Origin of the sequence: Rathayibacter sp. AY1A5 (genome assembly GCF_002930875.1) — a bacterium.
Classification (GTDB): Bacteria; Actinomycetota; Actinomycetes; order Actinomycetales; family Microbacteriaceae; genus Rathayibacter.
The window spans coordinates 13,903-36,682 of record NZ_PSTM01000017.1 but is presented as its reverse complement, the minus strand read 5'-3'; the positions used below and the strand labels follow the sequence as shown (position 1 = coordinate 36,682).

Genomic DNA, 22,780 nt, shown 5'->3' with positions numbered 1-22,780 from the left:
CCTCCTTGTAAACGCGCACAGGGCGGCGCGTGCCTCAGTGTGGCGCTCCCGGCTGGGGGAACGGTGCGGGCGCGCCGGTCAGCCGGCCAGTGCGATCACCTGCTCCGCCGCGTCTGCCAGGGCGCGGCCGTAGGAGGGACCGTGACCGGCGGCGTGGACGGCGAGCGGGTGCAGCTGGTGGAGCGGCACCCGCTCCTCGTAGCCGGCCCCCAGCGGATGCTGCTCGCGGTAGCCCTTGAGGACGGCGTCGAGGTGCGAAGCACCGAAGAGGGCCAGCATCGCCAGATCGGTCTCGCGGTGTCCCCCGTGAGCGGCGGGGTCGATCAGGACGGCGCCGTCCGCCGTCCAGAGCACGTTGCCGGTCCAGAGGTCCCCGTGGATCCGGGCGGGCCCCGCACCGTCGTCGACGGCTCCGGCCGCCACCCGGCCCAGAGCCTGCTCGACGAGCCGCGACTCGGCTGCCGTGAGGTTGCCCGCCTCCACGGCGGGGCCGAGGAACGGCCGCACCCGCTGCTCCGCGTAGAAGCGCCCCCACGAGTCGTCCGGGCGGCACGGCATCCCGCGGCGGCCGATGTACGCGGGGCCGGTCCATCCCGGGGGCGGCGCTCCGAACGCCGCGGCTCCGGCGTCGTGCGTCCGGGCGAGCGCGGCGCCGAGAGCCCGAGCCGACTCGGCCGAGGGACGCACGGAGCGGATCTCCTCCAGCTCGATGCGCCCGGGCGACACCCTCTCCACCCCGACACAGCGCGCACCGCCGTCCGCCTCGCGCAGCCAGTCCAGGCCGGCCGCCTCCCACTCGAAGAACTGCGGGAGGGCACGGGGGTCGCTCTTCACGAAGGGCATGCCGCCACGCTAGCCGGGCGTCCCCGGGAACGACGAGAGGGGCCGCCCGCCGAAGCGGACGACCCCTCTCGAGAGATCAGTAGGACGGACCTACTTGATGATCTTGGTGACCGTACCGGCACCCACGGTGCGTCCACCCTCACGGATGGCGAAGCCGAGGCCCTCCTCCATGGCGATCGGCTGGATCAGCGCGACCGTCATGTCGGTGGTGTCGCCGGGCATGACCATCTCGGTGCCCTCGGGCAGCGTGATGACGCCGGTGACGTCGGTGGTGCGGAAGTAGAACTGCGGACGGTAGTTCGCGTAGAACGGGTTGTGACGCCCACCCTCATCCTTGGACAGGATGTACGCGGTGCCCTCGAAGTCCGTGTGCGGCGTGACCGAACCCGGCTTGACGACGACCTGGCCGCGCTCGACGTCCTCGCGCTTGGTGCCGCGGAGGAGCAGACCGCAGTTCTCGCCGGCCCAGGCCTCGTCGAGCTGCTTGTGGAACATCTCGATTCCGGTGACCGTGGTCTTCTGCGTCGGGCGAATGCCGACGATCTCGACCTCGGAGTTCAGAGCGAGGGTTCCACGCTCCGCACGGCCGGTGACGACGGTTCCACGACCGGTGATCGTGAAGACGTCCTCGATCGGCATGAGGAACGGCTTGTCCTTGTCGCGCACCGGGTCCGGGATGGACTCGTCGACCGCGTCCATCAGGTCGAGGATCGACTGGGTCCAGGTGTCGTCGCCCTCGAGGGCCTTGAGGCCGGAGACGCGCACGACGGGGGCGTCGTCGCCGGGGAAGCCCTGCGACGAGAGGAGCTCGCGGACCTCGAGCTCGACGAGCTCCAGGATCTCCTCGTCGTCCACCATGTCGGCCTTGTTCAGCGCGACGAGGAGGTAGGGGACGCCGACCTGCTTGGCGAGGAGGACGTGCTCACGGGTCTGAGCCATCGGGCCGTCGGTGGCGGCGACCACGAGGATCGCGCCGTCCATCTGGGCCGCGCCGGTGATCATGTTCTTGATGTAGTCGGCGTGACCCGGGGCGTCGACGTGCGCGTAGTGGCGCTTCGGCGTCTCGTACTCGACGTGCGAGATGTTGATCGTGATGCCGCGCTGGCGCTCCTCGGGAGCGGAGTCGATCGACGCGAAGTCACGCTGGACGTTGGTCGCGGACGGGAACTTGTCCGCCAGAACCTTCGAGATCGCCGCGGTGAGCGTGGTCTTTCCGTGGTCGACGTGACCGATGGTTCCGATGTTGACGTGCGGCTTGGTCCGCTCGAACTTGGCCTTAGCCACTGTGGGTCCTCCTCAGGACTTAGGTGCAAGCATCCGCATCCGGGCGGCCGCACGGGGCGGCACGAGGACAGGAGGACTTGCGGGGGTTTTGTGTACGTATGTTACCGGCAGTGGTCGTGCGGCCGTCCCGCTGCGACAGGGGGCGCGCTGCACTCGGCAGCAAACCCGCACGACACTACCAGGCCGCCGCCGTTCCGGGGAACGGCGACGGCCCAGGGGCGGAGCTACTCGCCCTTGTTCTTCTGGACGATCTCCTCGGCCACGGCCTTGGGGACCTCGGCGTAGGTCTCGAACGTCATCGAGTAGACGGCGCGGCCCGAGGTCTTCGAGCGCAGGTCTCCGATGTAGCCGAACATCTCGGACAGCGGGACGTTGGCCCGGATGACCTTGATGCCGGTGGCGTCCTCCATCGACTGGATCATCCCGCGACGCGAGTTGATGTCGCCGATGACGTCGCCCATGTACTCCTCGGGAGTACGGACCTCGACGGCCATGAGCGGCTCGAGGAGGACCGGCTGCGCCTTGCGCGAGGCCTCCTTGAACGCGATCGAGCCGGCGATCTTGAACGCCATCTCGGAGGAGTCGACGTCATGCGCCGCTCCGTCGACCAGGGTCGCCTTCACGCCGACCATGGGGTAGCCGGCGAGCACGCCGACCTGCATGGCGTCGCGGATGCCCGCGTCGACGGAGGGGATGTACTCGCGCGGGACGCGGCCACCGGTGACGCCGTTGACGAACTCGTAGGTCTTGTCGGCCTCGACCTCCATCGGCTCGATGGTGATCTGGACCTTCGCGAACTGGCCGGAGCCACCCGTCTGCTTCTTGTGGGTGTAGTCGTACTTCTCGACCGTGCGGCGGATCGTCTCTCGGTACGCGACCTGGGGCTTGCCCACGTTGGCCTCGACGTTGAACTCGCGCTTCATGCGGTCGACCAGGATGTCGAGGTGCAGCTCGCCCATTCCCTTGATGACCGTCTGACCGGTCTCCTGGTTCTGCTCGGTGCGGAAGGTGGGGTCCTCCTCCGCGAGCTTCTGGATCGCGGTGCCGAGCTTCTCCTGGTCCGCCTTCGTCTTGGGCTCGATGGCGACCTCGATGACGGGCTCCGGGAAGGTCATCGACTCGAGCACGACCTGCGCGGCCGGGTCGCTCAGGGTGTCACCGGTGGTGGTGTCCTTGAGGCCGATGACGGCGTAGATGTGGCCGGCGGTGACCGAGTCGACCGGGTTCTCCTTGTTGGAGTGCATCTGGAAGATCTTGCCGATGCGCTCCTTCTTGCCCTTGGTCGAGTTGATGACCTGGGCGCCGGAGTCGAGCTTGCCCGAGTAGACGCGGACGTAGGTCAGGCGGCCGAAGAACGGGTGCACGGCGACCTTGAACGCGAGCGCCGAGAAGGGCTCGGTCGAGTCCGCGTGGCGCATGATGACCTTCTCCTCGTCGCGGACGTCGTGGGCCTCGATGGCGGGGACGTCGAGCGGGGAGGGGAGGTAGTCCACGACAGCGTCGAGCATCGGCTGGACGCCGCGGTTCTTGAACGCCGAGCCGCAGAGCACCGGGTAGATCTCGGAGTTGACGGTCATCTTGCGGATGGCGGCCTTGATCTCCGCGACGGTGAGCTCCTCGCCGCCGAAGTACTTCTCGAGCAGCTCGTCGGAGGTCTCCGCGACGGTCTCGAGGAGCTTCTCGCGGTACTCCGCCGCCTTGTCGGCGAGGTCGGCCGGGATCTCCTCGATCTCGTACTTCGCGCCGAGCGCGACGTCGCCCTTCGAGTCGCCGCGCCACGTGAGCGCGCGCATCTCGACCAGGTCGACGACGCCCTCGAAGGAGGACTCCGCGCCGATGGGCAGCTGGATGACCAGCGGCTTCGCGCCGAGGCGCTTGATGATCGTGTCGACCGTGTAGTAGAAGTCGGCGCCGAGCTTGTCCATCTTGTTGACGAAGCAGATGCGCGGGACGTCGTACTTGTCGGCCTGACGCCAGACGGTCTCGGACTGGGGCTCGACGCCCTCCTTGCCGTCGAAGACGGCGACGGCGCCGTCGAGGACGCGGAGCGAGCGCTCGACCTCGACCGTGAAGTCGACGTGACCGGGGGTGTCGATGATGTTGATCTGGTTCTTGTTCCAGAAGCAGGTCGTCGCGGCGGACGTGATCGTGATGCCGCGCTCCTGCTCCTGCGCCATCCAGTCCATCGTCGCGGCGCCGTCGTGGACCTCGCCGATCTTGTGCGTGATACCCGTGTAGAACAGGATGCGCTCGGTGGTGGTGGTCTTGCCGGCATCGATGTGGGCCATGATGCCGATGTTGCGGACCTTGTTCAGGTCGGTGAGCACATCTTGTGCCACGGAGTTCCTCCGATAGGTGATGGAGCCAGCGCACCGGGTTCATGGCCGAATGGCTGGGATTCTGGTGGTGGCGGTCGCCCGGTCGCGGGGATCGGGCGATCCGCCGCCGGGACCGGGCCCGCAGCGGTGACGCCGCGGGCCCGGTGGTCGCGGTCGCCCGGGGGCGGCCGCGGGGTGCGCTACCAGCGGTAGTGCGCGAAGGCCTTGTTCGACTCGGCCATCTTGTGGGTGTCCTCGCGACGCTTGACAGCGGCGCCCAGACCGTTCGACGCGTCGAGGATCTCGTTCATGAGACGCTCGGTCATCGTCTTCTCGCGACGGGCCTTCGCGTAGCTGGTGAGCCAGCGGAGCGCGAGGGTGTTGGCGCGGTGGGGCTTGACCTCGACCGGGACCTGGTAGGTCGAGCCGCCGACGCGGCGGCTGCGGACCTCGAGGGTCGGGCGGACGTTGTCGAGCGCCTTCTTGAGGGTGACGACCGCGTCCTGGCCGTTCTTGCCGGCGACGCCCTCGAGGGCACCGTAGACGATGCGCTCGGCGAGGCCCTTCTTGCCGTCCAGGAGGATCTTGTTGACGAGCTGGCTGACGATGGGGGCGCCGTAGACGGGGTCTGCGACGACGGGGCGCTTGGGAGCGGGGCCCTTACGAGGCATTACTTCTTCTCCATCTTCGCGCCGTACCGGCTGCGAGCCTGCTTGCGGTTCTTGACGGCCTGGGTGTCCAGGGCGCCGCGAACGATCTTGTAGCGGACACCGGGGAGGTCCTTGACGCGACCGCCGCGCACGAGCACCATCGAGTGCTCCTGCAGGTTGTGGCCCTCGCCGGGGATGTAGGCGGTGACCTCGGTGCCGTTGGAGAGCTTCACGCGGGCCACCTTGCGGAGGGCCGAGTTCGGCTTCTTGGGCGTGGTCGTGTAGACGCGCGTGCAGACGCCGCGCTGCTGGGGGTTGGCCTTCAGGGCGGGCGCCTTGGTCTTGGTGACCTTCGGCGTGCGTCCCTTGCGGACCAACTGCTGAATCGTTGGCACTGGTTTTGCTCCTTGAATGCTGCACGGTGACAGCGGATCGATGGTCGACATTCGGCCCTCCCGTCTCCGGGAACGGCCGAGTTCATCTGGACCCGACGCACCCCGCGGCCCCGCGAGCGGGACCGGGAGGGTGAGGGGTATGCCGTGGGGGCCGCCCGATCGGACGAACCCGCGGATCCTCGCGGACCCGGTAGAGCGAAGTGCGGCGACCGCATCGACCCGGAGGCACGACACAAGCGCACGGCAAAGCGCACACCCGAAGAATATTACGGGGAGTGACGGGGCCGGTCAACCGAGCGGCGTTCGCCCTGGGAGATGCCGCAGCGCCGCGACGAGCCGCGCCGGGACTCCGCCGTCACTCCCGCTCGTCGCCCTCCCAGCCCCAGTGGGGGCTGCGGCCGCCGGCGTCGCGACGGGCCAGGAGCAGGAGGAACAGGAGCTGGACGGCGGCCGCGAGCACGCCGGTCGCGATCGCGAAGACAGTGGGGGCGTGGTCGAGGATCCAGCCGAGGATCTCCCCCGGCTCCTGGCGGCCGAGCCCGTAGAGCGCTCCGCCCGTGACGAGGAAGAGCAGGTAGACGACGACCCCGGTCAGCAGCGACGGGCCGAGGACGCGGTGGACGGCGGGACGGGCGGCGAGGGTCACCATCGCGACCAGCACGGCGACGACGCAGACCGCCACCGACACCGGCCCCAGCAGCGGGCCGGCGTCGCGCTCGGGCACGACGTCCTGGTCCAGCAGGAGGCTGAGGACCCCGAACGCGCAGACGACCAGGGCGAGGTAGAGGAACGCGGCGAAGCCGGCCAGCGCGAGGCCGTAGCCCAGGCCGGCTCCGCGGCCCTGCCCCTGCCCCTCCGGAGTCACGACTGCGCGGCCGCTTCGCGCTCGGCGTTGCGGCGCTTGACGCCCCGGGCGCGGCCGGCGATCGCGGCGCCGCCCCAGACGCTCGCCTCCCGGCCGAGGACGCCGGCGGCGAGGACCGCCGCGAGGACTGCGGGATCGCGGACGTAGTCGAGCGCGAGGGAGCGGTCGATCGGCAGGGCGAGCGGTCCGACGGCGCTCCAGCCGCCGACCAGCGCGGCCGCGGCCGTGAGGAGGGCGACGAGGAAGCCGCCGAGGACGTAGGCCCACCAGCCCGCGCGGTTCACGACCAGCACGATCAGCGCCAGGCCGACCAGGAACGCGGCCACCGGGGCGAGGAAGAGCGCGGTCGGCGCAGCGTCGAGCGCGAGGGCGACCGGGTCGCCGTCGACGCGGTCGACGAGGAGGCGGATCGCCGTCAGGGCGACGAGGTACAGGACGGCGAAGACCGCGGTCGTCAGGAGGGCGAGCGCGAGGCCCGCGAGGCGGTTGCCGGAGCGCCGGACCGGCTCGGGCTCGGCCTCGACCGGCCCGAGGGCGCTGGGGGCTGATGCCGCGACGGCCGGGGCGACGGGCTCGACGGTCGGCTGCCGGCCCGTCACGGGTTCGGGCCAGACGTACTCCCGGGTCGGCTGGGGTCCGGTTCCGCCGGACGTCTCGGTCGCGGAGGGGATCCGCGTGGTCTCGGCGTCGCTGCTCCAGGTCACCCGGACAGCATAGGCACGCCTTCCGCCGCGCCCGGTGCGCCGCGCGGCTCCCCGTCGACGGGGGACAGCGCCGACCGTCTACTCGAGCGGGTGGAGGAGGCGGTGCAGGAACTGCCGGGTGCGAGGCTCCCGCGGCTCCCGGAGGATCTGCGCAGGGGCGCCCCGCTCGACGACCACGCCGTCGGCCATGAAGACGACCTCCGAGGCCACCTGCCGGGCGAACTCGAGCTCGTGCGTCACGACGAGCATGGTCCAGCCCTCCCCCGCCAGCTCCCGCATCAGCGAGAGCACGTCGCCGACCAGCTCCGGGTCCAGCGCCGAGGTGGGCTCGTCGAAGAGGAGCAGATCGGGCCGCAGCGCGAGCGCCCGGACGATGCCCACGCGCTGCTGCTGACCGCCGGAGAGCTCGAAGGGGTAAGCGCTCCCCCGGCCGCCGAGGCCGACGCGCTCGAGCAGGCGCTCCGCCTCCGGGACCACCTCGGACGCGGGACGGCGCTGCACTCGCAGCGGCCCCTCCGTCACGTTCTGGAGGACGGTCAGGTGCGGGAAGAGGTTGAAGTGCTGGAAGACCATCGCGGAGTGGTCGCGCAGCCCGGTCAGCGCCTTCCGTCCGACGCCGCGGTCGAAGTCGAGGACACTGCCGTCGGCGAGCTCGACCACCCCGCCGTCCGGCACCTCGAGGCTGTTCAGCGAGCGCAGGACGGTGGTCTTGCCCGAGCCGGACGGCCCGATCAGGGCGACGACCTCGCCGCGGTGGACCTCCAGGTCGATGCCGCGCAGCACCTCCACCCCGCCGAACGACTTGCGGAGGCCGCGGGCCCTGAGCACGGGCCGGGCGTCGGTCGGAGTGTCAGCGGGCGACATAGCGGTCCAATCGCTTCTCGAGCAGGCCCTGGCCGCTGGAGAGCACCAGGCAGATGAGCCAGTAGATCAGAGCGGCCTCGAGGTAGAGGAGCATGAACTCGCTCGACGCGGTGGCGATCTTCTGCGCCTGCCGGAAGAGCTCGGTCACCAGGATGAGGGAGGCCAGCGAGGTGTCCTTCACCAGCGAGATGAAGGTGTTCGACAGCGGCGGGACGGAGACGCGCGCGGCCTGCGGGAGGATGATGCGCCGCAGCGAGAGCGAGCGGCTCATGCCGATCGTGTGCGCCGCCTCCCACTGCCCCTTCGGGACGCTGAGGATCGCCGCGCGGATCACCTCCGCCGCGTAGCCGCCCACGTTGAGGGCGAACGCGATGGTGGCGCTGGGCCAGGGGTCGATCTTCAGTCCGAGGCTCGGCAGCCCGTAGAAGATCACGAACAGCTGCACCAGGAGCGGCGTGCCCCGGATGACGGAGATGTAGGCGCGCGCGATCCAGGAGAGGATCCGCACCCGCGAGAGCCGCATCAGGGCGACCGCCAGCGCGAGCACGAGCCCGATGGCGAAGCTCGCCAGCGCGAGCGGGATCGTCCCGACGATGCCCCCGGAGAGGATCGGCCAGAACGACCGGAGGACGAGGTCCATTGTGTTCTCCCGCCTTCGCGGGAGGATCCGCGGTCGGCTCGATCGGGTGGTGGCGTCGGGGGCGGATCGTCTCCGCCTCCTCGGGAATGCTGGCACGCTTCGCGCCGGGGCGGGCGCCCTTGCAGGCGGACCCGCGGCCTGAGCCGCTCCGCCGCTCCCCCGCGTCGGGACCGCTCACGCACGAGACGGCCCCTCCCGGAAGGGGAGGAGCCGTCTCGGGGTGGGGCTACTGGGAGACGTCGGCTCCGAAGTAGCGCTCGGAGATGGAGGCGAGGGTGCCGTCCTCGCGCAGCTCGTCGAGGGCGGAGTCGACGGCCTCGACGAGGTCGTCCGAGCCCTTCGGGAAGGTGAAGGCGCTCTCGGAGGTGTCGTCGGTGGTGACGGCGACCTTGAGGCCCGCGGCCTGGTCGGGGTAGGTCGTGGACCAGTCGAGCCAGGTGAGGCGGTCGTTCACGGTCGCGTCGACGCGGCCCTGCTCGACGAGGGCGATGGCCTGCGCCCAGCCCTCGACGCCCTCGACCTCGGCGCCGTTCTCCTGCGCGACGGTGTACCAGTTGCTCGAGAGCGACTGCGCGGTGGTCTTGCCGGAGAGGCCGGCGAGGTCGGTGATCGAGGTGTCGCTCGAGGGGACGATCACGACGCCGGGGCTGACCGAGTACGGCTCCGAGAAGTCGTACTTCGCCTCGCGCTCGTCGTTGATCGAGACCTGGTTCGCGATCACGTCGAAGCGCGCTCCGTCCAGGCCCGCGAACATCGCGTCCCACTGCGTCTCCTGGAAGTCGGGCTCGACGCCCAGCTTCTCGGCCACGGCGGTGATCACGTCGACGTCGTAGCCGGTGAGGGCTCCCGTCCCGCCGTCGGCGTGGAAGGAGAAGGGCGGGTAGGTGCCCTCGGTGCCGATGGTGAGCTTCCCCGAGTCCTCGACCTCGGCCAGGGTCAGGCCGGAGCTCGCGGAGGCGGTGCCCTCGCCGCTCGAGCCGGAGACCACGTCGTCGGTCGAGGCGGGCGAGCAGCCGGCGAGGACCAGGGCGGCGGCGGCGGCGGTCGTGCCGAGCAGGACGCGCAGGGAGGTGCGGGCGGAGAGGGTCACGGTGTTGTCCTTCGGTGCATCACGGAGTCGTGGCGGTCCCGCTGCGCCGGATGCGGCGCGGGGATCGACGAGGGGACGGGTCGTCCCGGGGCGGACCGCTGCTCGGCGGAACCGCCCGGAGTGACGATAACCAGTGGAGGGGGCGGCCCTATTCCCGGATGTCGCCGAGTGACGCCGGGAGTCCGGCCAGGAAGTGCTCGGCACCGGCGACCTCGTCGCTCGTGAGGCCCGCCGCCGACTCCGGACGCACCAGGTGGAAGGGGGTGCTCTGCTCGCGGGCCCAGTCGTAGGCGTCCTCGTGGAGGTTGTCGTCGATCCACACCACGGCGTCGATCGCGCCGCGCTCGGCGGCCGCCTCCAGCCACACCGCGACGGGCTGGAGCTTGCCCGTCCGGCCCGGGAACCGCGGGTCGCGCGGGAGGCCGCCGTCGAAGACGATCGCCTCCGTACCCGCCGGCAGCCCGAGGTCCTGGGCGAGGACCCGCGTCAAGCGCGGCGGCCAGGTCGTGGCCCACACGATCGTGCCGACCGCGGCCAGGCGGGCGACGAGCGCCGCCCGCTCCGGCTCGAGCTCCAGGCGGTGCGAGCCCGAGGCGCGATCGCTGCGGACGGAGGGGTTCAGGACGCCGTCGACGTCGAGCAGGATCAGGGCGGCCATGCCTGTCACCGTAGCGGCGGCGGGGCGGATCGCGCGAGGAGCGCTAGCGTGACGGGATGCCTCCGTCCCTCCTGCTGCCGGGAGGCCGCACAGCCGTGCTGGGGCCGGATCCCGTGCGGCCGGAGGCGCTGCTGCTCACGGTCGACGGCGCGGAGCAGTCGCTGATCGATCCGGGCGATCCCCGGGCTCTGCACCTCGAGTACCTCGCGCGCCTCGGCGCGGTGGTCGACGCCGCCGCCCCGCCCGGCGAGCCGCTGCGCGTGCTGCACCTCGGAGCCGGAGCCCTGGCCCTGGCCCGGTACGTCGCCGCGACCCGGCCGGGCTCCGAGCAGCTCGCGGTGGAGAGCGCGGCGGGACTCGTGGAGTTCGTGCTCGAGCACGCGCCGCTCCCCCGCGGCGCGCGCGTCCGGTTCCTCACGGCCGACGCCGCAGGGCCCCTGCCGCCCTGGAGCGCCGACCTCGTCGTGCTCGACGTCTACGACGGGGACGAGATCCCGGAGGCGTTCTACCGCGCGTCCGTCCTCGCTCCGCTCGCCGCCCGCGTCGGCGCCGACGGGCTCCTCGCGGTCAACGTCGCCGACGACGCCGACCACCGGAGGCTGGACCGCCTGCGCGGGGTCGTCCGGGAGCTGCTCCCGGTCACCGCAGCGGTCGGATCGACGGCCTTCGTCGAGGGGCGCACCGGCGGGAACGCGATCCTGCTCGCCTCAGGCTCGGCGCTCGCCGACGACGTCGCCGGCCGCCTGCTGCGCGCCGGCCCGCACCCGGTCTCCGCCGCGGCGGATGGCGACGTCGTGGTCGCCGAGGTGGCGGTAGAAGTCGACCCGTGAGTCGAGAGTGACGCCGGTCTCGAGGTACTTGGCGCGGATCCGCTTGATGTAGGTGCGGACAGTGTGCTCGGCGACGCTGAGGTCGACCGCGACGGTGCGGACCGCGGCACCCGCTCCGTAGGCGCGCATCACCCGGCTCTCCTGGGGGCTCAGCACCGGGCGGCGCTCCTCGCGCCCGTGCACGAGCCGGTGGCGGGCGGTGTCCGAGATCCAGGTGCGGCCGGAGGCGACGGAGACGACCGCCGCGGCGAGCTCGCTGGGGTCGTCGCCCTTCCAGACGTAGGCCGCTCTCTCCCGTCGCAGCACGGCCCGCACCGGCTCCAGGGAGTCGGAGGAGGAGAGCACGACGAGGCCGACGGTCCGGGTAGCCGCACGCTCGAGGGTGTCGGCCACCTCCTCGCCGGGCACGCCGTCCAGGTCGAGGACCGCGATGCGGTCGACGCCCTCCTCGTCGTGCGAGAACTGCGGCAGCAGCTGCGCGAGCAGCGCCTGTAGCGCGGCGCGCTCGATCGCTGGTCCGTCGACGACGGCCAGCGTGAACCGATCGAATCCGGTCACGGGGGTCCCCTAGCAGGGGCAGGTTCGGGTCCGCCCCGGCTGCACCGTAGCGGTCCGCGACGTCATCGTGCAGGTGATGGGACATTCCGTCTCAGTGGGAGGACGCCCCCAGAGCGCTCCGGATCGGCTCCCGGAGCGCGTGGAGGACCACCCGCGGCACCGTCTCCGGCTAGTGTCCCTCTCCATGGACGACAGCGCAGAGGGCTCCCGGCGGGCCCGGAGGATCCCCGCGGAGCAGGTGCGCAGCCGCATGATCGCCACGGCGCGCGACGTCGTCTCCGACCACGGCCTCACGGTGAGCTTCGCGCACCTGCCCATGGAGGAGTACATCCGCCTGGCCGGCGTGCCGCGCAGCTCCGTCTACCGGATCTGGAGCACGCGCGAGGAGTTCGTGGCCGACCTGGTCGGCGAGGTCTTCGTGCGGGACCGGTACGCGGAGGGCGCCGATCCCGAGGCCCAGCAGGAGATGCGCGAGGTCTACGAGCGCTCCACCGATCTGCTCTCCACGGCCGCCGGCCGCCGCCGGGTCGCCTGGGAGACCATCCGCATCGGCGCGCGGGCCAATGCCGAGTCGCTCCGCCGCTCCGCCGACTGGTCCTCGTACAACGCGCTGCTCGCCTGCACTTTCTCGATGGAGGAGGGGCCTGCACGCGACGCCGTGCGCGCCACGGCGAAGCGGATCGAGGGCATGCTCACTCGCCGGATGCGCGACTTCTACGAGGAGACCCTGCAGGTCTTCGGCGGGACGATGCGCCCGGGATTCACGACGCTCCAGCTCGCCCACCTCACCGCGATCGTGATCGACGGGCTCGCGCACCGCGGCCGGCTCCTCGACGACGACCTCGACGCTGCGGTGACCGCCCCCGGCCTCGACGGCGAGCCGGTCGAGTGGACCCTGGCGGCCTGGACGATCCGCTCGATCGTCGACGGGATGCTGGAGCCGGTCGCGGAGGACTGAGCGGACCCCGCGACCCGGATCACTCGTCCGGTTCGGTGAACCCGTCGATCAGCAGCAGCACCGACACCACCGCCAGTGACGGCCCCTCGGGATCGGCCGGGTCGAGCGGGCCGGTCACCAGCTCCGGTGCCGCGATCCGCGCGATGCACAGCCCCTCGATCAGTGCCGAGACGGCGGAGGCGAGAGCGGCGGAGCCGCGGTCCGGGCGCAGCCGGAGCCCCGCCTCGGCGAGGGTGTGCTCGTAGTACTTCGCCATGTTGTCGATGAAGTGCAGCTGGCGGGACCGCAGAGCGGATCCGATGGCGGTCCGCGCCGGCTCCTCGTGCGAGCCCACCGCGCCGGCGAGAGCGATGAAGTTGCGCCAGTGCTGCGACGAGAAGACGTTGTCGACGTTCGCATCGACGGCGACCCGGACGGAGGCGATCAGGGCCTCGCGGCGCTGCGCCGGGGTCGGCTCGGGGTCGAGGCTGCGGTGGAGGTGGGAGTTCCCGGCCCGCAGGGACGGCTGGTCGAGGCGGGTGGCGAGGACCCTCTCCGGGATCGCGGCGATCAGCTCGTCGTAGAACGACTGGCGGGTGGGCCAGATCCGGTACACGGTGCTGCGCGGAACACCCGCCGAGCGGATGACGTCCTCGAGGGGCAGGTGGGCGACTCCGACGCGCAGGCCCTCGGCGCGGACGACTGCGAGAGCGGCGTCCAGCAGGCGGGTGCGGACCTGCTCGCGGGTCAGGCGGGGAGGACGCGCCGACTCCTCCGCATCGAGGGGGTCGTCGCTCATCAGGCCTCCGGCGCCGGGATGCACGGAGGAGCCTCCGACATCTGCTGTCCAGCCGAGCGTACCCGGAGGGAGCGCGGAACGTGAGAGGAGATCGGAGACGGGCGCGGCCCGCGCATGCGGCTCGGGTGCCGCGCGGGCCGCGCTGCCTGTCCCCCAGGCGGCCTCCCCATGGGCCGGTCCGACCGTATGCTTCCCGACAGACGTCCGTCAACTGACGCGACATGGTGTCTCCTCGGCGGTGTCCGCCGACCGGTCACGAGGACCGCCTCCGGGACTCCTCCGCCGCCGGGAGCGCCCTCGCCGCGGTCTGCGCTCGAGAGGCGTGCGGAGCGGACAGCTCGCCCGCGACGACGTCCGACACGACGCCGGTGGCGTGCTCGACGAGGTCGACGTTCCGGGTCAGCCGCGCGTGGTGGCACGGGCTCGCGTCGACGTCGACCACGAGCTTCGCGAAGCGCAGAGCATCGCCGAGCCGCGCGAACGGCGAGAGCTCGGCGACGAGGGACGGCACGTCCGCCGCGGCGAGGTAGGTGTAGCGGCAGGTCGAGACCACGTAGTCGTCGACTCCGGCCGTCGCCGATCCGGTCGCGACCATGATGTCGCCGAGGTCGACCGGCGCGGTGGCGAGGCCGAGCGCCACGGCGGCGGTCACCTGGATGTCACCCACCAGCGCCGTCACGTGCACGCCGGCGGGCCAGGGCGGCAGGGAGCCGAGCTCGGTCGATCCCGTCCGCAGGCCCTTGCCCGCCGCCGAGGCGAGGGCGTCGATCATCGGCACTCCCGTGCACTCCCCCGCGTGCTCGGCGTCCTCGGAGACGGCGTCCCCGCAGGAGGCGAGCATCGCCGAGACGCTCAGCCGGCTCTGCGGGTCCAGTCCTGCGATCACCGCGGGGCTGACCTGACCGGAGTCGTCGACCATCCGTCCGAGGCGCTCCGCGACGTCGGATCCCGTGTTCGGGGTGCCGAAGGTGAGGACGGACGAGACCATCGAGGCGACGGCGGTCCCGTCGACCGAGCCGCTCAGCGCCTGGCGGGCGGCGAGCCCTCCCATCGAGTGCGCGACGACGACGGCGCGGTGCCCGGTCGCGGAGACGAGGCAGGCGATCGAGGAGGCGAGCGCGTCGCTGATCCCCGGGTCGGTGACCCAGCGCGCGGCGAGCCGGCGGTAGTCGAAGGTGTAGACCGCGGCGCCGTCGATCTGCTGCAGCCGGCCGAGGAGGGACGGCTCGGGAGCGTCGAGCGGAGCGGTCGCCGACTCCGACGACACCATGTCGACGAGATGGGAGAAGGCCCCTGTGCGGTCGGCGTCGTGCGTCGCCGTGCCCAGCCAGCCGTGCAGCATCACGATGGGGACCAGGGCGGCGGCGGAGCGCGGCCGGACGTCGTCGCCCGTGAGCACGGGAGCCAGCTCGGCGACGCCGCAGGACGAGGGTGCGACCGCCTCGCCCGCCTCCGCCCGCCCCGCGGGCACCACGACGACGCCGACCACCACGAGCAGTGCGGCCAGCACGACGATCACGAGTCTCATCCGCGCGTTTCCTCACGTGCCGCGACCAGGACGGGGAACGGGTACAGGCTCGACCCGACGAGCACCCATCGAGTCAATCACCCCGCTCCTGCGGGGGAGGACGCTCGTCGCGAACGGGCGGCCCCCCGTGCGGGTGACCGCGGGTCGGGGACGACGAAGGCCCCGCCGGTGTCCCGACGGGGCCTTCGATCGTTCAGCTCACCTGGATCAGCTGTAGTTGCCCGGCTCGTAGCCGTCGCTCGAGAACGAGTCGAAGTCGACGAACGAGAGGTCGGCGTCGCTGAACGCGGCGTCGTCCGCGAAGATGCGGTTGGGGTACCGCTCGGCCTTCGCCTCCTCGGTCGCCTCGACCGACACGTTCCGGTACTTGGGCAGACCGGTTCCCGCCGGGATCAGCTTTCCGATGATCACGTTCTCCTTCAGGCCCATCAGCGGGTCGCGCTTGCCCTCCATGGCCGCCTGCGTCAGGACGCGGGTGGTCTCCTGGAAGGACGCGGCCGACAGCCACGACTCGGTCGCGAGCGAGGCCTTGGTGATGCCCATGACCTCCTGGCGGGCGGACGCGGTCCGCTTGCCCTCGGTCAGAGCCGCACGGTTGACCTCGCTGTAGCGCGAGCGGTCGACGAGCTCGCCCGGCAGCAGCTCCGTGTCGCCGTGGTCGACCACGGTGACCTTGCGGAGCATCTGACGCACGATGACCTCGATGTGCTTGTCGTGGATCGGCACACCCTGCGAGCGGTAGACGCCCTGGACGCCGCCCACCAGGTGCTTCTGGACCTCGCGGACGCCCAGCACGCGCAGGACCTCCTTGGGGTCGACCGTTCCGACGTGCAGCTGCTGCCCGAGCTCGACGTGCTGGCCGTCCTCGATGAGGAGCTGCGAGCGCTTGAGCACCGGGTAGATGACCGCCTCGTCGCCGTTGTCCGGCTGGAGGATGACGCGGCGGGCACGGTCGGTGTCCTCGATGGTGATCCGGCCGGCGGCCTCCGCGATCGGCGACGCGCCCTTGGGGGTGCGGGCCTCGAAGAGCTCCTGCACGCGGGGAAGACCCTGCGTGATGTCGTCGGCCGAGGCCGATCCACCGGTGTGGAAGGTGCGCATCGTGAGCTGCGTGCCGGGCTCGCCGATCGACTGGGCCGCGATGATGCCGACGGCCTCTCCGATGTCGACGAGCTTGCCGGTGGCGAGCGAGCGGCCGTAGCAGGCCGCGCAGACGCCGACGGCGGACTCGCAGGTCAGGACGGAGCGCACCTTGATGTGGCGCACGCCCGCTCCGACCAGCTTCTCGATGAGCACGTCGCCCACGTCCTCGCCGGCCTCGGCGACGAGCTCGCCGGCGTCGTTCGACGCCGGGGTGGCGAGCGAACGGGCGTAGACGGAGTTCTCGACGTTGGAGTCCTTGATCCAGGCGCCGGTGGCGTCCTGGAGCATGATCGGCAGGTCGAGGCCCTTCGAGGTGCCGCAGTCCTCCTCGCGGATGATGACGTCCTGCGAGACGTCGACGAGTCGACGCGTCAGGTAGCCCGAGTCCGCGGTGCGGAGCGCGGTGTCGGCCAGGCCCTTGCGGGCACCGTGCGTGGCGATGAAGTACTCGGCGACCGACAGGCCCTCGCGGTACGAGGAGATGATCGGTCGGGCGATGATCTCGCCCTTCGGGTTGTTCACCAGGCCTCGCATGCCGGCGATGTTGCGCACCTGCAGCCAGTTGCCGCGGGCACCGGAGGTGACCATGCGGTTGATGGTGTTGTCCGTCGGGAAGTTCGCGCGCATGGCCTTGGCGACCTCGTCGGTCGCCTCGGTCCAGATCTTCACGAGCTCCTGGCGGCGCTCGGCCTGAGTGGTCAGACCCTTGTCGTACTCGGACTCGACCTTCGCGGCCTTCTTCTCGTAGCCCGCGATGATCTCGGGCTTCGACGGAGGCGTGAGGATGTCGGACAGCGCCACGGTGACACCCGAGCGGGTGGCCCAGTAGAAGCCGGCGTCCTTGATCCGGTCGAGGGAGGCGGCGACCTCCACCTTCGGGTAGCGCTCCGCGAGGTCGTTGACGATCCCGGAGATGGTCGTCTTGTCGGCGACCTGCTCGAAGTAGGGGTAGTCGACCGGCAGCGCCTCGTTGAAGAGGGCGCGGCCGAGCGTGGTCTCAAGGAGGACCGGCGCGATGACCTTGCCGTTCTCGTCGATCTCGACGCCCTCGGGTGCCTGACCCTGCGCGAAGTACACGTCCGACATGCGGATCCTGACCTTCGAGTTCAGGTGCAGCGAGCCCTGGTCCTTCGCGAGGATCGCCTCCGAGACGGAGGAGAACGCGCGGCCCTCGCCGGCGGCGCCCTCGCGGATCGTCGTCAGGTGGTGGAGGCCGATGATCATGTCCTGCGTGGGCAGGGTGACCGGACGGCCGTCCGAGGGCTTGAGGATGTTGTTCGACGCGAGCATCAGGATGCGCGCCTCGGCCTGGGCCTCGACGGACAGCGGCAGGTGGACGGCCATCTGGTCGCCGTCGAAGTCCGCGTTGAACGCGGCGCAGACGAGCGGGTGCAGCTGGATCGCCTTGCCCTCGACCAGCTGGGGCTCGAAGGCCTGGATGCCGAGACGGTGCAGCGTGGGCGCGCGGTTCAGCAGGACGGGGCGCTCGCGGATGATCTCCTCGAGCACGTCCCACACCTGCGGGCGCGAGCGCTCCACCATGCGCTTGGCGGCCTTGATGTTCTGCGCGTGCGACAGGTCGATCAGGCGCTTGATCACGAACGGCTTGAACAGCTCCAGCGCCATCTGCTTGGGCAGACCGCACTGGTGCAGCTTGAGCTGCGGGCCGACGATGATGACCGAGCGGCCCGAGTAGTCGACGCGCTTGCCCAGCAGGTTCTGGCGGAAGCGACCCTGCTTTCCCTTGAGCATGTCGCTCAGGGACTTGAGGGCGCGGTTGCCGGTTCCGGTGACGGGGCGGCCGCGGCGGCCGTTGTCGAAGAGGGCGTCGACCGCCTCCTGGAGCATGCGCTTCTCGTTGTTCACGATGATCTCGGGCGCACCGAGGTCGAGCAGGCGGCGGAGTCGGTTGTTGCGGTTGATCACGCGACGGTAGAGGTCGTTCAGGTCGCTGGTCGCGAACCGGCCTCCGTCGAGCTGCACCATCGGGCGCAGCTCCGGCGGGATGACCGGGACGACGTCGAGGACCATCGCGGCCGGCGAGTTGCCGGTGGCGAGGAACGAGTTGACGACGCGCAGGCGCTTGATGGCGCGGATCTTCTTCTGACCCTTGCCCTCGGCGATCTGCAGGTGCAGCGTCTCGGCCTCGGCCTGGAGGTCGAACTGCTCGAGGCGCTTCTTGATCGCCTCGGCGCCCATGTAGGCCTCGAAGTAGACGCCGTACCGGTCGACGAGCTCGTTGAAGACCGCGTCCTCGGGCTTGAGGTCACCGACCTTGAGGGTGCGGAACTGCTCCCACACGCTCTCGAGCCGCGCGATGTCCTCGTCGAAGGACTTGCGGATCTGGCCCATCTCCTTCTCGGCGCCGTCCTTGGTGCGGCGCTTCTGGTCGCTCTTGGCGCCCTCCGCCTCCAGGGCGGCGAGGTCGGTCTCCAGGCGCGCCAGGCGGTCCGCGATGCGGGAGTCGCGCTGGTCCGAGAGGGTCTTGATCTCGAGCCGGAGCTCGTTCTCGAGCCCGGGCATGTCGGCGTGACGGCCGTCGTCGTCCACGTCGATGATCATGTACGCCGCGAAGTAGATGACCTTCTCGAGGTCCTTCGGCGCCATGTCCAGCAGGTATCCGAGGCGCGAGGGGACGCCCTTGAAGTACCAGATGTGGGTGACGGGGGCAGCGAGCTCGATGTGGCCCATCCGCTCGCGGCGGACCGAGGACTTGGTGACCTCGACGCCGCAGCGCTCGCAGACGATGCCCTTGAAGCGGACTCGCTTGTACTTGCCGCAGGAGCACTCCCAGTCGCGAGAGGGTCCGAAGATCTGCTCGCCGAACAGGCCGTCCTTCTCGGGCTTCAGGGTGCGGTAGTTGATGGTCTCGGGCTTCTTCACTTCACCGTGCGACCAGCGACGGATGTCATCGGCCGTTGCGAGGCCGATGCGCAGCTCATCGAAAGTGGTTACGTCGAGCAATGTTTTCTCCTTGTCGGAAAACAGGGTGTCTCGTCAGAGACGGGAGGTCGTCAGATGCTGGCGCGGATCAGATGTCGTCGACGGAGGACGACTCGAACCGAGAGGAGATGTTGATGCCGAGCTCTTCCGCGGCGCGGTAGACCTCGTCATCGGTGTCGCGCAGGCTGACCGCGGTGCCGTCGGCCGAGAGGACCTCGACGTTCAGGCACAGGGACTGCATCTCCTTGATGAGGACCTTGAAGGACTCCGGGATGCCGGGCTCCTGGATGTTCTCGCCCTTGACGATGGCCTCGTACACCTTCACGCGGCCGAGGATGTCGTCCGACTTGATGGTGAGGAGCTCCTGGAGGGCGTAGGCGGCGCCGTAGGCCTCGAGGGCCCACACCTCCATCTCGCCGAAGCGCTGTCCGCCGAACTGCGCCTTACCACCGAGCGGCTGCTGGGTGATCATCGAGTACGGGCCCGTCGAGCGCGCGTGGATCTTGTCGTCGACGAGGTGGTGCAGCTTCAGGATGTACATGTAGCCGACCGAGACCGGGTCCGGGAAGGGCTCCCCGGAGCGGCCGTCGAACAGCTGCGTCTTGCCGGACGAGCCGATCAGGCGCTCTCCGTCGCGCGTCGGGGTGGTGGAGTCGAGGAGCCCTGCGAGCTCCTCCTCCGCCGCACCGTCGAAGACGGGGGTCGCGACCTTGGTGCCGGGCGCCGCCTCGCGGGCGTGCTCGGGCAGGCGCGCGGCCCACTCCGGCTGACCCTCGACCTTCCAGCCCTGCTTCGCGATCCACCCGAGGTGGATCTCGAGGACCTGGCCGAAGTTCATGCGGCCGGGGACGCCGAGCGGGTTGAGGACGATGTCGACCGGGGTGCCGTCGGCGAGGAACGGCATGTCCTCGACCGGCAGGATCTTCGAGATGACGCCCTTGTTGCCGTGGCGGCCGGCGAGCTTGTCGCCCTCGGTGATCTTGCGCTTCTGGGCGATGTAGACGACCACGCGCTGGTTGACGCCCGAGCCGAGCTCGTCGTCGCCGTCCTGCGCGTCGAACACCTTGACGCCGATGATCGTGCCCTGCTCGCCGTGGGGCACCTTCAGCGACGTGTCGCGGACCTCGCGGCTCTTCTCGTTGAAGATCGCGCGGAGCAGGCGCTCCTCGGCCGAGAGCTCGGTCTCGCCCTTGGGCGTGACCTTGCCGACGAGGATGTCGCCGGGGCGGACCTCGGCGCCGATGCGGATGATGCCGCGCTCGTCCAGGTCGGCCAGGAGCTCCGGGCTGACGTTGGGGAGGTCGCGGGTGATCTCCTCCTTGCCGAGCTTGGTGTCGCGGGCGTCGACCTCGTACTCCTCGATGTGGATCGAGGAGAGGACGTCGTCCTTCACCAGGTTCTGGCTGAGGATGATCGCGTCCTCGAAGTTGTGGCCCTCCCACGGCATGAACGCGACGAGCAGGTTCTTGCCCAGCGCGAGCTCGCCGTTCTCGGTGGCGGGGCCGTCGGCGACGACCTCGCCGACCTCGATGCGCTCGCCGGCCGAGACGACCACGCGGTTGTTGTACGAGGTGCCCTGGTTGGAGCGGTCGAACTTGCGGAGGAAGTAGGTCTGCGTGCCGCCCTCGTCCAGCTGGACGGTGACGGAGTCGGCGGAGACCTCCTGGACGACACCGGCCTTGTCGGCGGTGATGACGTCGCCGGCGTCGATGGCCGCGAAGCCCTCCATGCCGGTTCCGACGACGGGCGACTCGCTGCGCAGCAGCGGGACGGCCTGACGCTGCATGTTCGCTCCCATGAGCGCGCGGTTCGCGTCGTCGTGCTCGAGGAACGGGATCAGCGAGGTCGCGACCGAGACCATCTGGCGCGGCGAGACGTCCATGTAGTGGACGCGCTCGGCGTCGACGAGCTCGACCTCTCCGCCCTTGGGGCGGACCAGGACCTTGCCCTCCGCGAAGCGGAAGTCCTTCGTGAGGGGGGCGTTCGCCTGGGCGACCAGGTACTCGTCCTCCTCGGACGCGGTGAGGTAGTCGATCTGCGAGGTGACGGTGCCGTCGACGACCTTGCGGTACGGGGTCTCGATGAAGCCGAACGAGTTGATGCGCGCGAAGGACGCGAGCGATCCGATCAGGCCGATGTTCGGGCCTTCCGGGGTCTCGATCGGGCACATGCGGCCGTAGTGCGAGGGGTGGACGTCGCGGACCTCGACGCCGGCGCGCTCACGGGAGAGTCCGCCGGGGCCGAGCGCCGACAGGCGGCGCTTGTGGGTCAGACCCGCGAGCGGGTTGTTCTGGTCCATGAACTGCGACAGCTGGCTGGTCCCGAAGAACTCCTTGATCGCGGCGACGACGGGGCGCACGTTGATCAGGGTCTGCGGGGTGATCGCCTCGATGTCCTGCGTGGTCATGCGCTCGCGGACGACGCGCTCCATGCGGGACAGTCCGGTGCGGACCTGGTTCTGGATCAGCTCGCCGACCGCGCGGATGCGGCGGTTGCCGAAGTGGTCGATGTCGTCGACGTCGAGACGCAGCTCGACCGGCTCGCCGTCGCGCACGCCGGGGAGGGCGGTGCGGCCGTCGTGCAGGGCGACCAGGTACTTGATGGTCGCGATGATGTCCTCGACCGTGAGCACCGAGTCGGACAGCGCCTTGTCGATGCCGAGCTTGCGGTTGATCTTGTAGCGGCCGACCTTCGCGAGGTCGTAGCGCTTGGAGTTGAAGTAGAAGTTGTCCAGCAGCGCGCGGGCGGCCTCGGCGGCGACCTGCTCGCCCGGACGGAGCTTGCGGTAGATGTCGCGGAGGGCGTCCTCCTTGGTGAGGATGTTGTCCTTCTCGAGGGTCAGCTCGATCGACTCGTAGCCGGCGAACTGCTCGAGGATCTCCTCGCTCGTGAGGCCGAGGGCCTTGAGGAACACGGTGACCGACTGCTTGCGCTTGCGGTCGATGCGCACGCCGACCTGGTCGCGCTTGTCGATCTCGAACTCGAGCCAGGCGCCGCGGCTCGGGATGACGCGGGCGGAGTAGATGTCCTTGTCGGACGTCTTCTCCTGCTGGCGCTCGAAGTAGACGCCGGGGCTGCGCACGAGCTGGGACACGACGACACGCTCGGTGCCGTTGATGATGAACGTGCCCTTCTCGGTCATCAGCGGGAAGTCGCCCATGAAGACCGTCTGGGTCTTGATCTCACCCGTGAGGTGGTTCATGAACTCGGCCTCGACGTACAGCGGAGCGGCGTAGGTCTTGCCGCGCTCCTTGCACTCCTCGATCGTGTACTTCTCGGGCTCGAGGTACGGGTTCGTGAAGCTCAGCTGCATCGTCTCGCTGAGGTCCTCGATCGGGGAGATCTCCTCGAAGATCTCGTCGAGGCCGGAGTTGGCGGGGAGGTCCTCCCGGCCGGCGGCCTTCGCCTCGGCGACGCGGGTCTTCCACGCCTCCGAGCCGACGAGCCAGTCGAAGCTCTCGGTCTGCAGCGCGAGCAGATCCGGAACGGTCAGGGTGTCGCTGATCTTGGCGAACGAGAGACGCGAAGCTCCGCGTCCGTTCTTGGGTGAGGTGGTGGTCGCGGTGGACGCAGCAGCCAAGGAAGGAACCTCCGTAGACCCTCGCGGGTCTCAATCTGTGGGATGTGTGGAGTGGGCTCCCGCCGGACGGGCCGCCACCCCTGCCCGCACGCCGTGCGGACCGAGGCGACTCGGTCTTGGGGGCGGGGCTAGAGTGTGGCAACGGCATCCA

Annotated in this window: 17 protein-coding genes; 1 reads left to right on the top strand and 16 read right to left on the bottom strand. The window is 70.4% G+C overall.

Annotated elements, in window-relative coordinates; genetic code table 11:
- Window positions 1-78 precede the first annotated feature (78 nt).
- From C5B98_RS12265 to C5B98_RS12210, 12 genes are all read right to left on the bottom strand, one after another.
- Entirely contained in the window at window positions 79-843 is a 765-nt protein-coding gene (locus tag C5B98_RS12265; RefSeq protein ID WP_104327876.1) for a fructosamine kinase family protein, read from the bottom strand.
- 90 nt (window positions 844-933) lie between these two features.
- Window positions 934-2,127, bottom strand: coding sequence for an elongation factor Tu (gene tuf / locus C5B98_RS12260; RefSeq protein ID WP_104224570.1), 1,194 nt, complete (start codon window positions 2,125-2,127; stop codon window positions 934-936).
- Window positions 2,128-2,351: 224 nt separating this feature from the next.
- A complete protein-coding gene (fusA, locus tag C5B98_RS12255; protein ID WP_104247597.1) occupies window positions 2,352-4,466 on the bottom strand; it encodes an elongation factor G in 2,115 nt (704 codons plus the stop codon).
- Window positions 4,467-4,645: 179 nt separating this feature from the next.
- Entirely contained in the window at window positions 4,646-5,116 is a 471-nt protein-coding gene (rpsG, locus tag C5B98_RS12250) for a 30S ribosomal protein S7 (RefSeq protein WP_068251443.1), read from the bottom strand.
- Entirely contained in the window at window positions 5,116-5,490 is a 375-nt protein-coding gene (gene rpsL, locus C5B98_RS12245; protein ID WP_011186743.1) for a 30S ribosomal protein S12, read from the bottom strand. Before rpsL ends, rpsG begins: the two co-directional genes overlap by 1 nt.
- 355 nt (window positions 5,491-5,845) lie before the next feature.
- Window positions 5,846-6,355, bottom strand: coding sequence for a DUF6121 family protein (locus C5B98_RS12240; protein ID WP_104247596.1), 510 nt, complete (start codon window positions 6,353-6,355; stop codon window positions 5,846-5,848).
- Entirely contained in the window at window positions 6,352-7,059 is a 708-nt protein-coding gene (locus tag C5B98_RS12235) for a hypothetical protein (protein WP_104327875.1), read from the bottom strand. Before C5B98_RS12235 ends, C5B98_RS12240 begins: the two co-directional genes overlap by 4 nt.
- A 78-nt stretch (window positions 7,060-7,137) precedes the next feature.
- On the bottom strand, window positions 7,138-7,923 hold the full coding sequence (locus C5B98_RS12230) for an amino acid ABC transporter ATP-binding protein (protein WP_104324482.1): 786 nt from the start codon (window positions 7,921-7,923) through the stop codon (window positions 7,138-7,140).
- Window positions 7,910-8,563, bottom strand: a complete 654-nt coding sequence (locus C5B98_RS12225; protein ID WP_104224574.1) for an amino acid ABC transporter permease — start codon at window positions 8,561-8,563, stop codon at window positions 7,910-7,912. Before C5B98_RS12225 ends, C5B98_RS12230 begins: the two co-directional genes overlap by 14 nt.
- A 226-nt stretch (window positions 8,564-8,789) precedes the next feature.
- A complete protein-coding gene (locus C5B98_RS12220) occupies window positions 8,790-9,653 on the bottom strand; it encodes an amino acid ABC transporter substrate-binding protein (protein ID WP_374953063.1) in 864 nt (287 codons plus the stop codon).
- 148 nt (window positions 9,654-9,801) lie between these two features.
- Window positions 9,802-10,311, bottom strand: coding sequence for an HAD domain-containing protein (locus tag C5B98_RS12215; RefSeq protein ID WP_104327874.1), 510 nt, complete (start codon window positions 10,309-10,311; stop codon window positions 9,802-9,804).
- A 707-nt stretch (window positions 10,312-11,018) separates the two neighbouring features.
- Window positions 11,019-11,699 (bottom strand): LuxR C-terminal-related transcriptional regulator, encoded by a 681-nt coding sequence (locus C5B98_RS12210; RefSeq protein WP_104224576.1) that lies wholly within the window; start codon window positions 11,697-11,699, stop codon window positions 11,019-11,021.
- Window positions 11,700-11,883: 184 nt separating this feature from the next.
- Here C5B98_RS12210 and C5B98_RS12205 point away from each other — a divergent pair, with 184 nt between their 5' ends.
- Window positions 11,884-12,657 (top strand): hypothetical protein, encoded by a 774-nt coding sequence (locus C5B98_RS12205; protein ID WP_146076958.1) that lies wholly within the window; start codon window positions 11,884-11,886, stop codon window positions 12,655-12,657.
- Window positions 12,658-12,676: 19 nt separating this feature from the next.
- On the opposite strand, the gene C5B98_RS12200 is transcribed toward C5B98_RS12205, so the two are convergent.
- The 4 genes from C5B98_RS12200 to rpoB all read right to left on the bottom strand — a co-directional run bounded on the left by C5B98_RS12200 (window position 12,677) and on the right by rpoB (window position 22,629).
- Complete coding sequence (locus C5B98_RS12200; RefSeq protein WP_104324480.1) at window positions 12,677-13,435, bottom strand: TetR/AcrR family transcriptional regulator; 759 nt, start codon at window positions 13,433-13,435, stop codon at window positions 12,677-12,679.
- A 253-nt stretch (window positions 13,436-13,688) separates the two neighbouring features.
- Window positions 13,689-14,963: a triacylglycerol lipase gene (locus C5B98_RS12195; protein WP_104250883.1), complete on the bottom strand. Its 1,275-nt coding sequence runs from the start codon at window positions 14,961-14,963 to the stop codon at window positions 13,689-13,691.
- A gap of 207 nt (window positions 14,964-15,170) precedes the next feature.
- Entirely contained in the window at window positions 15,171-19,070 is a 3,900-nt protein-coding gene (locus C5B98_RS12190) for a DNA-directed RNA polymerase subunit beta' (RefSeq protein ID WP_104327873.1), read from the bottom strand.
- Window positions 19,071-19,137: 67 nt separating this feature from the next.
- Window positions 19,138-22,629 (bottom strand): DNA-directed RNA polymerase subunit beta, encoded by a 3,492-nt coding sequence (rpoB, locus tag C5B98_RS12185; RefSeq protein WP_104224581.1) that lies wholly within the window; start codon window positions 22,627-22,629, stop codon window positions 19,138-19,140.
- Window positions 22,630-22,780: the final 151 nt, after the last annotated feature.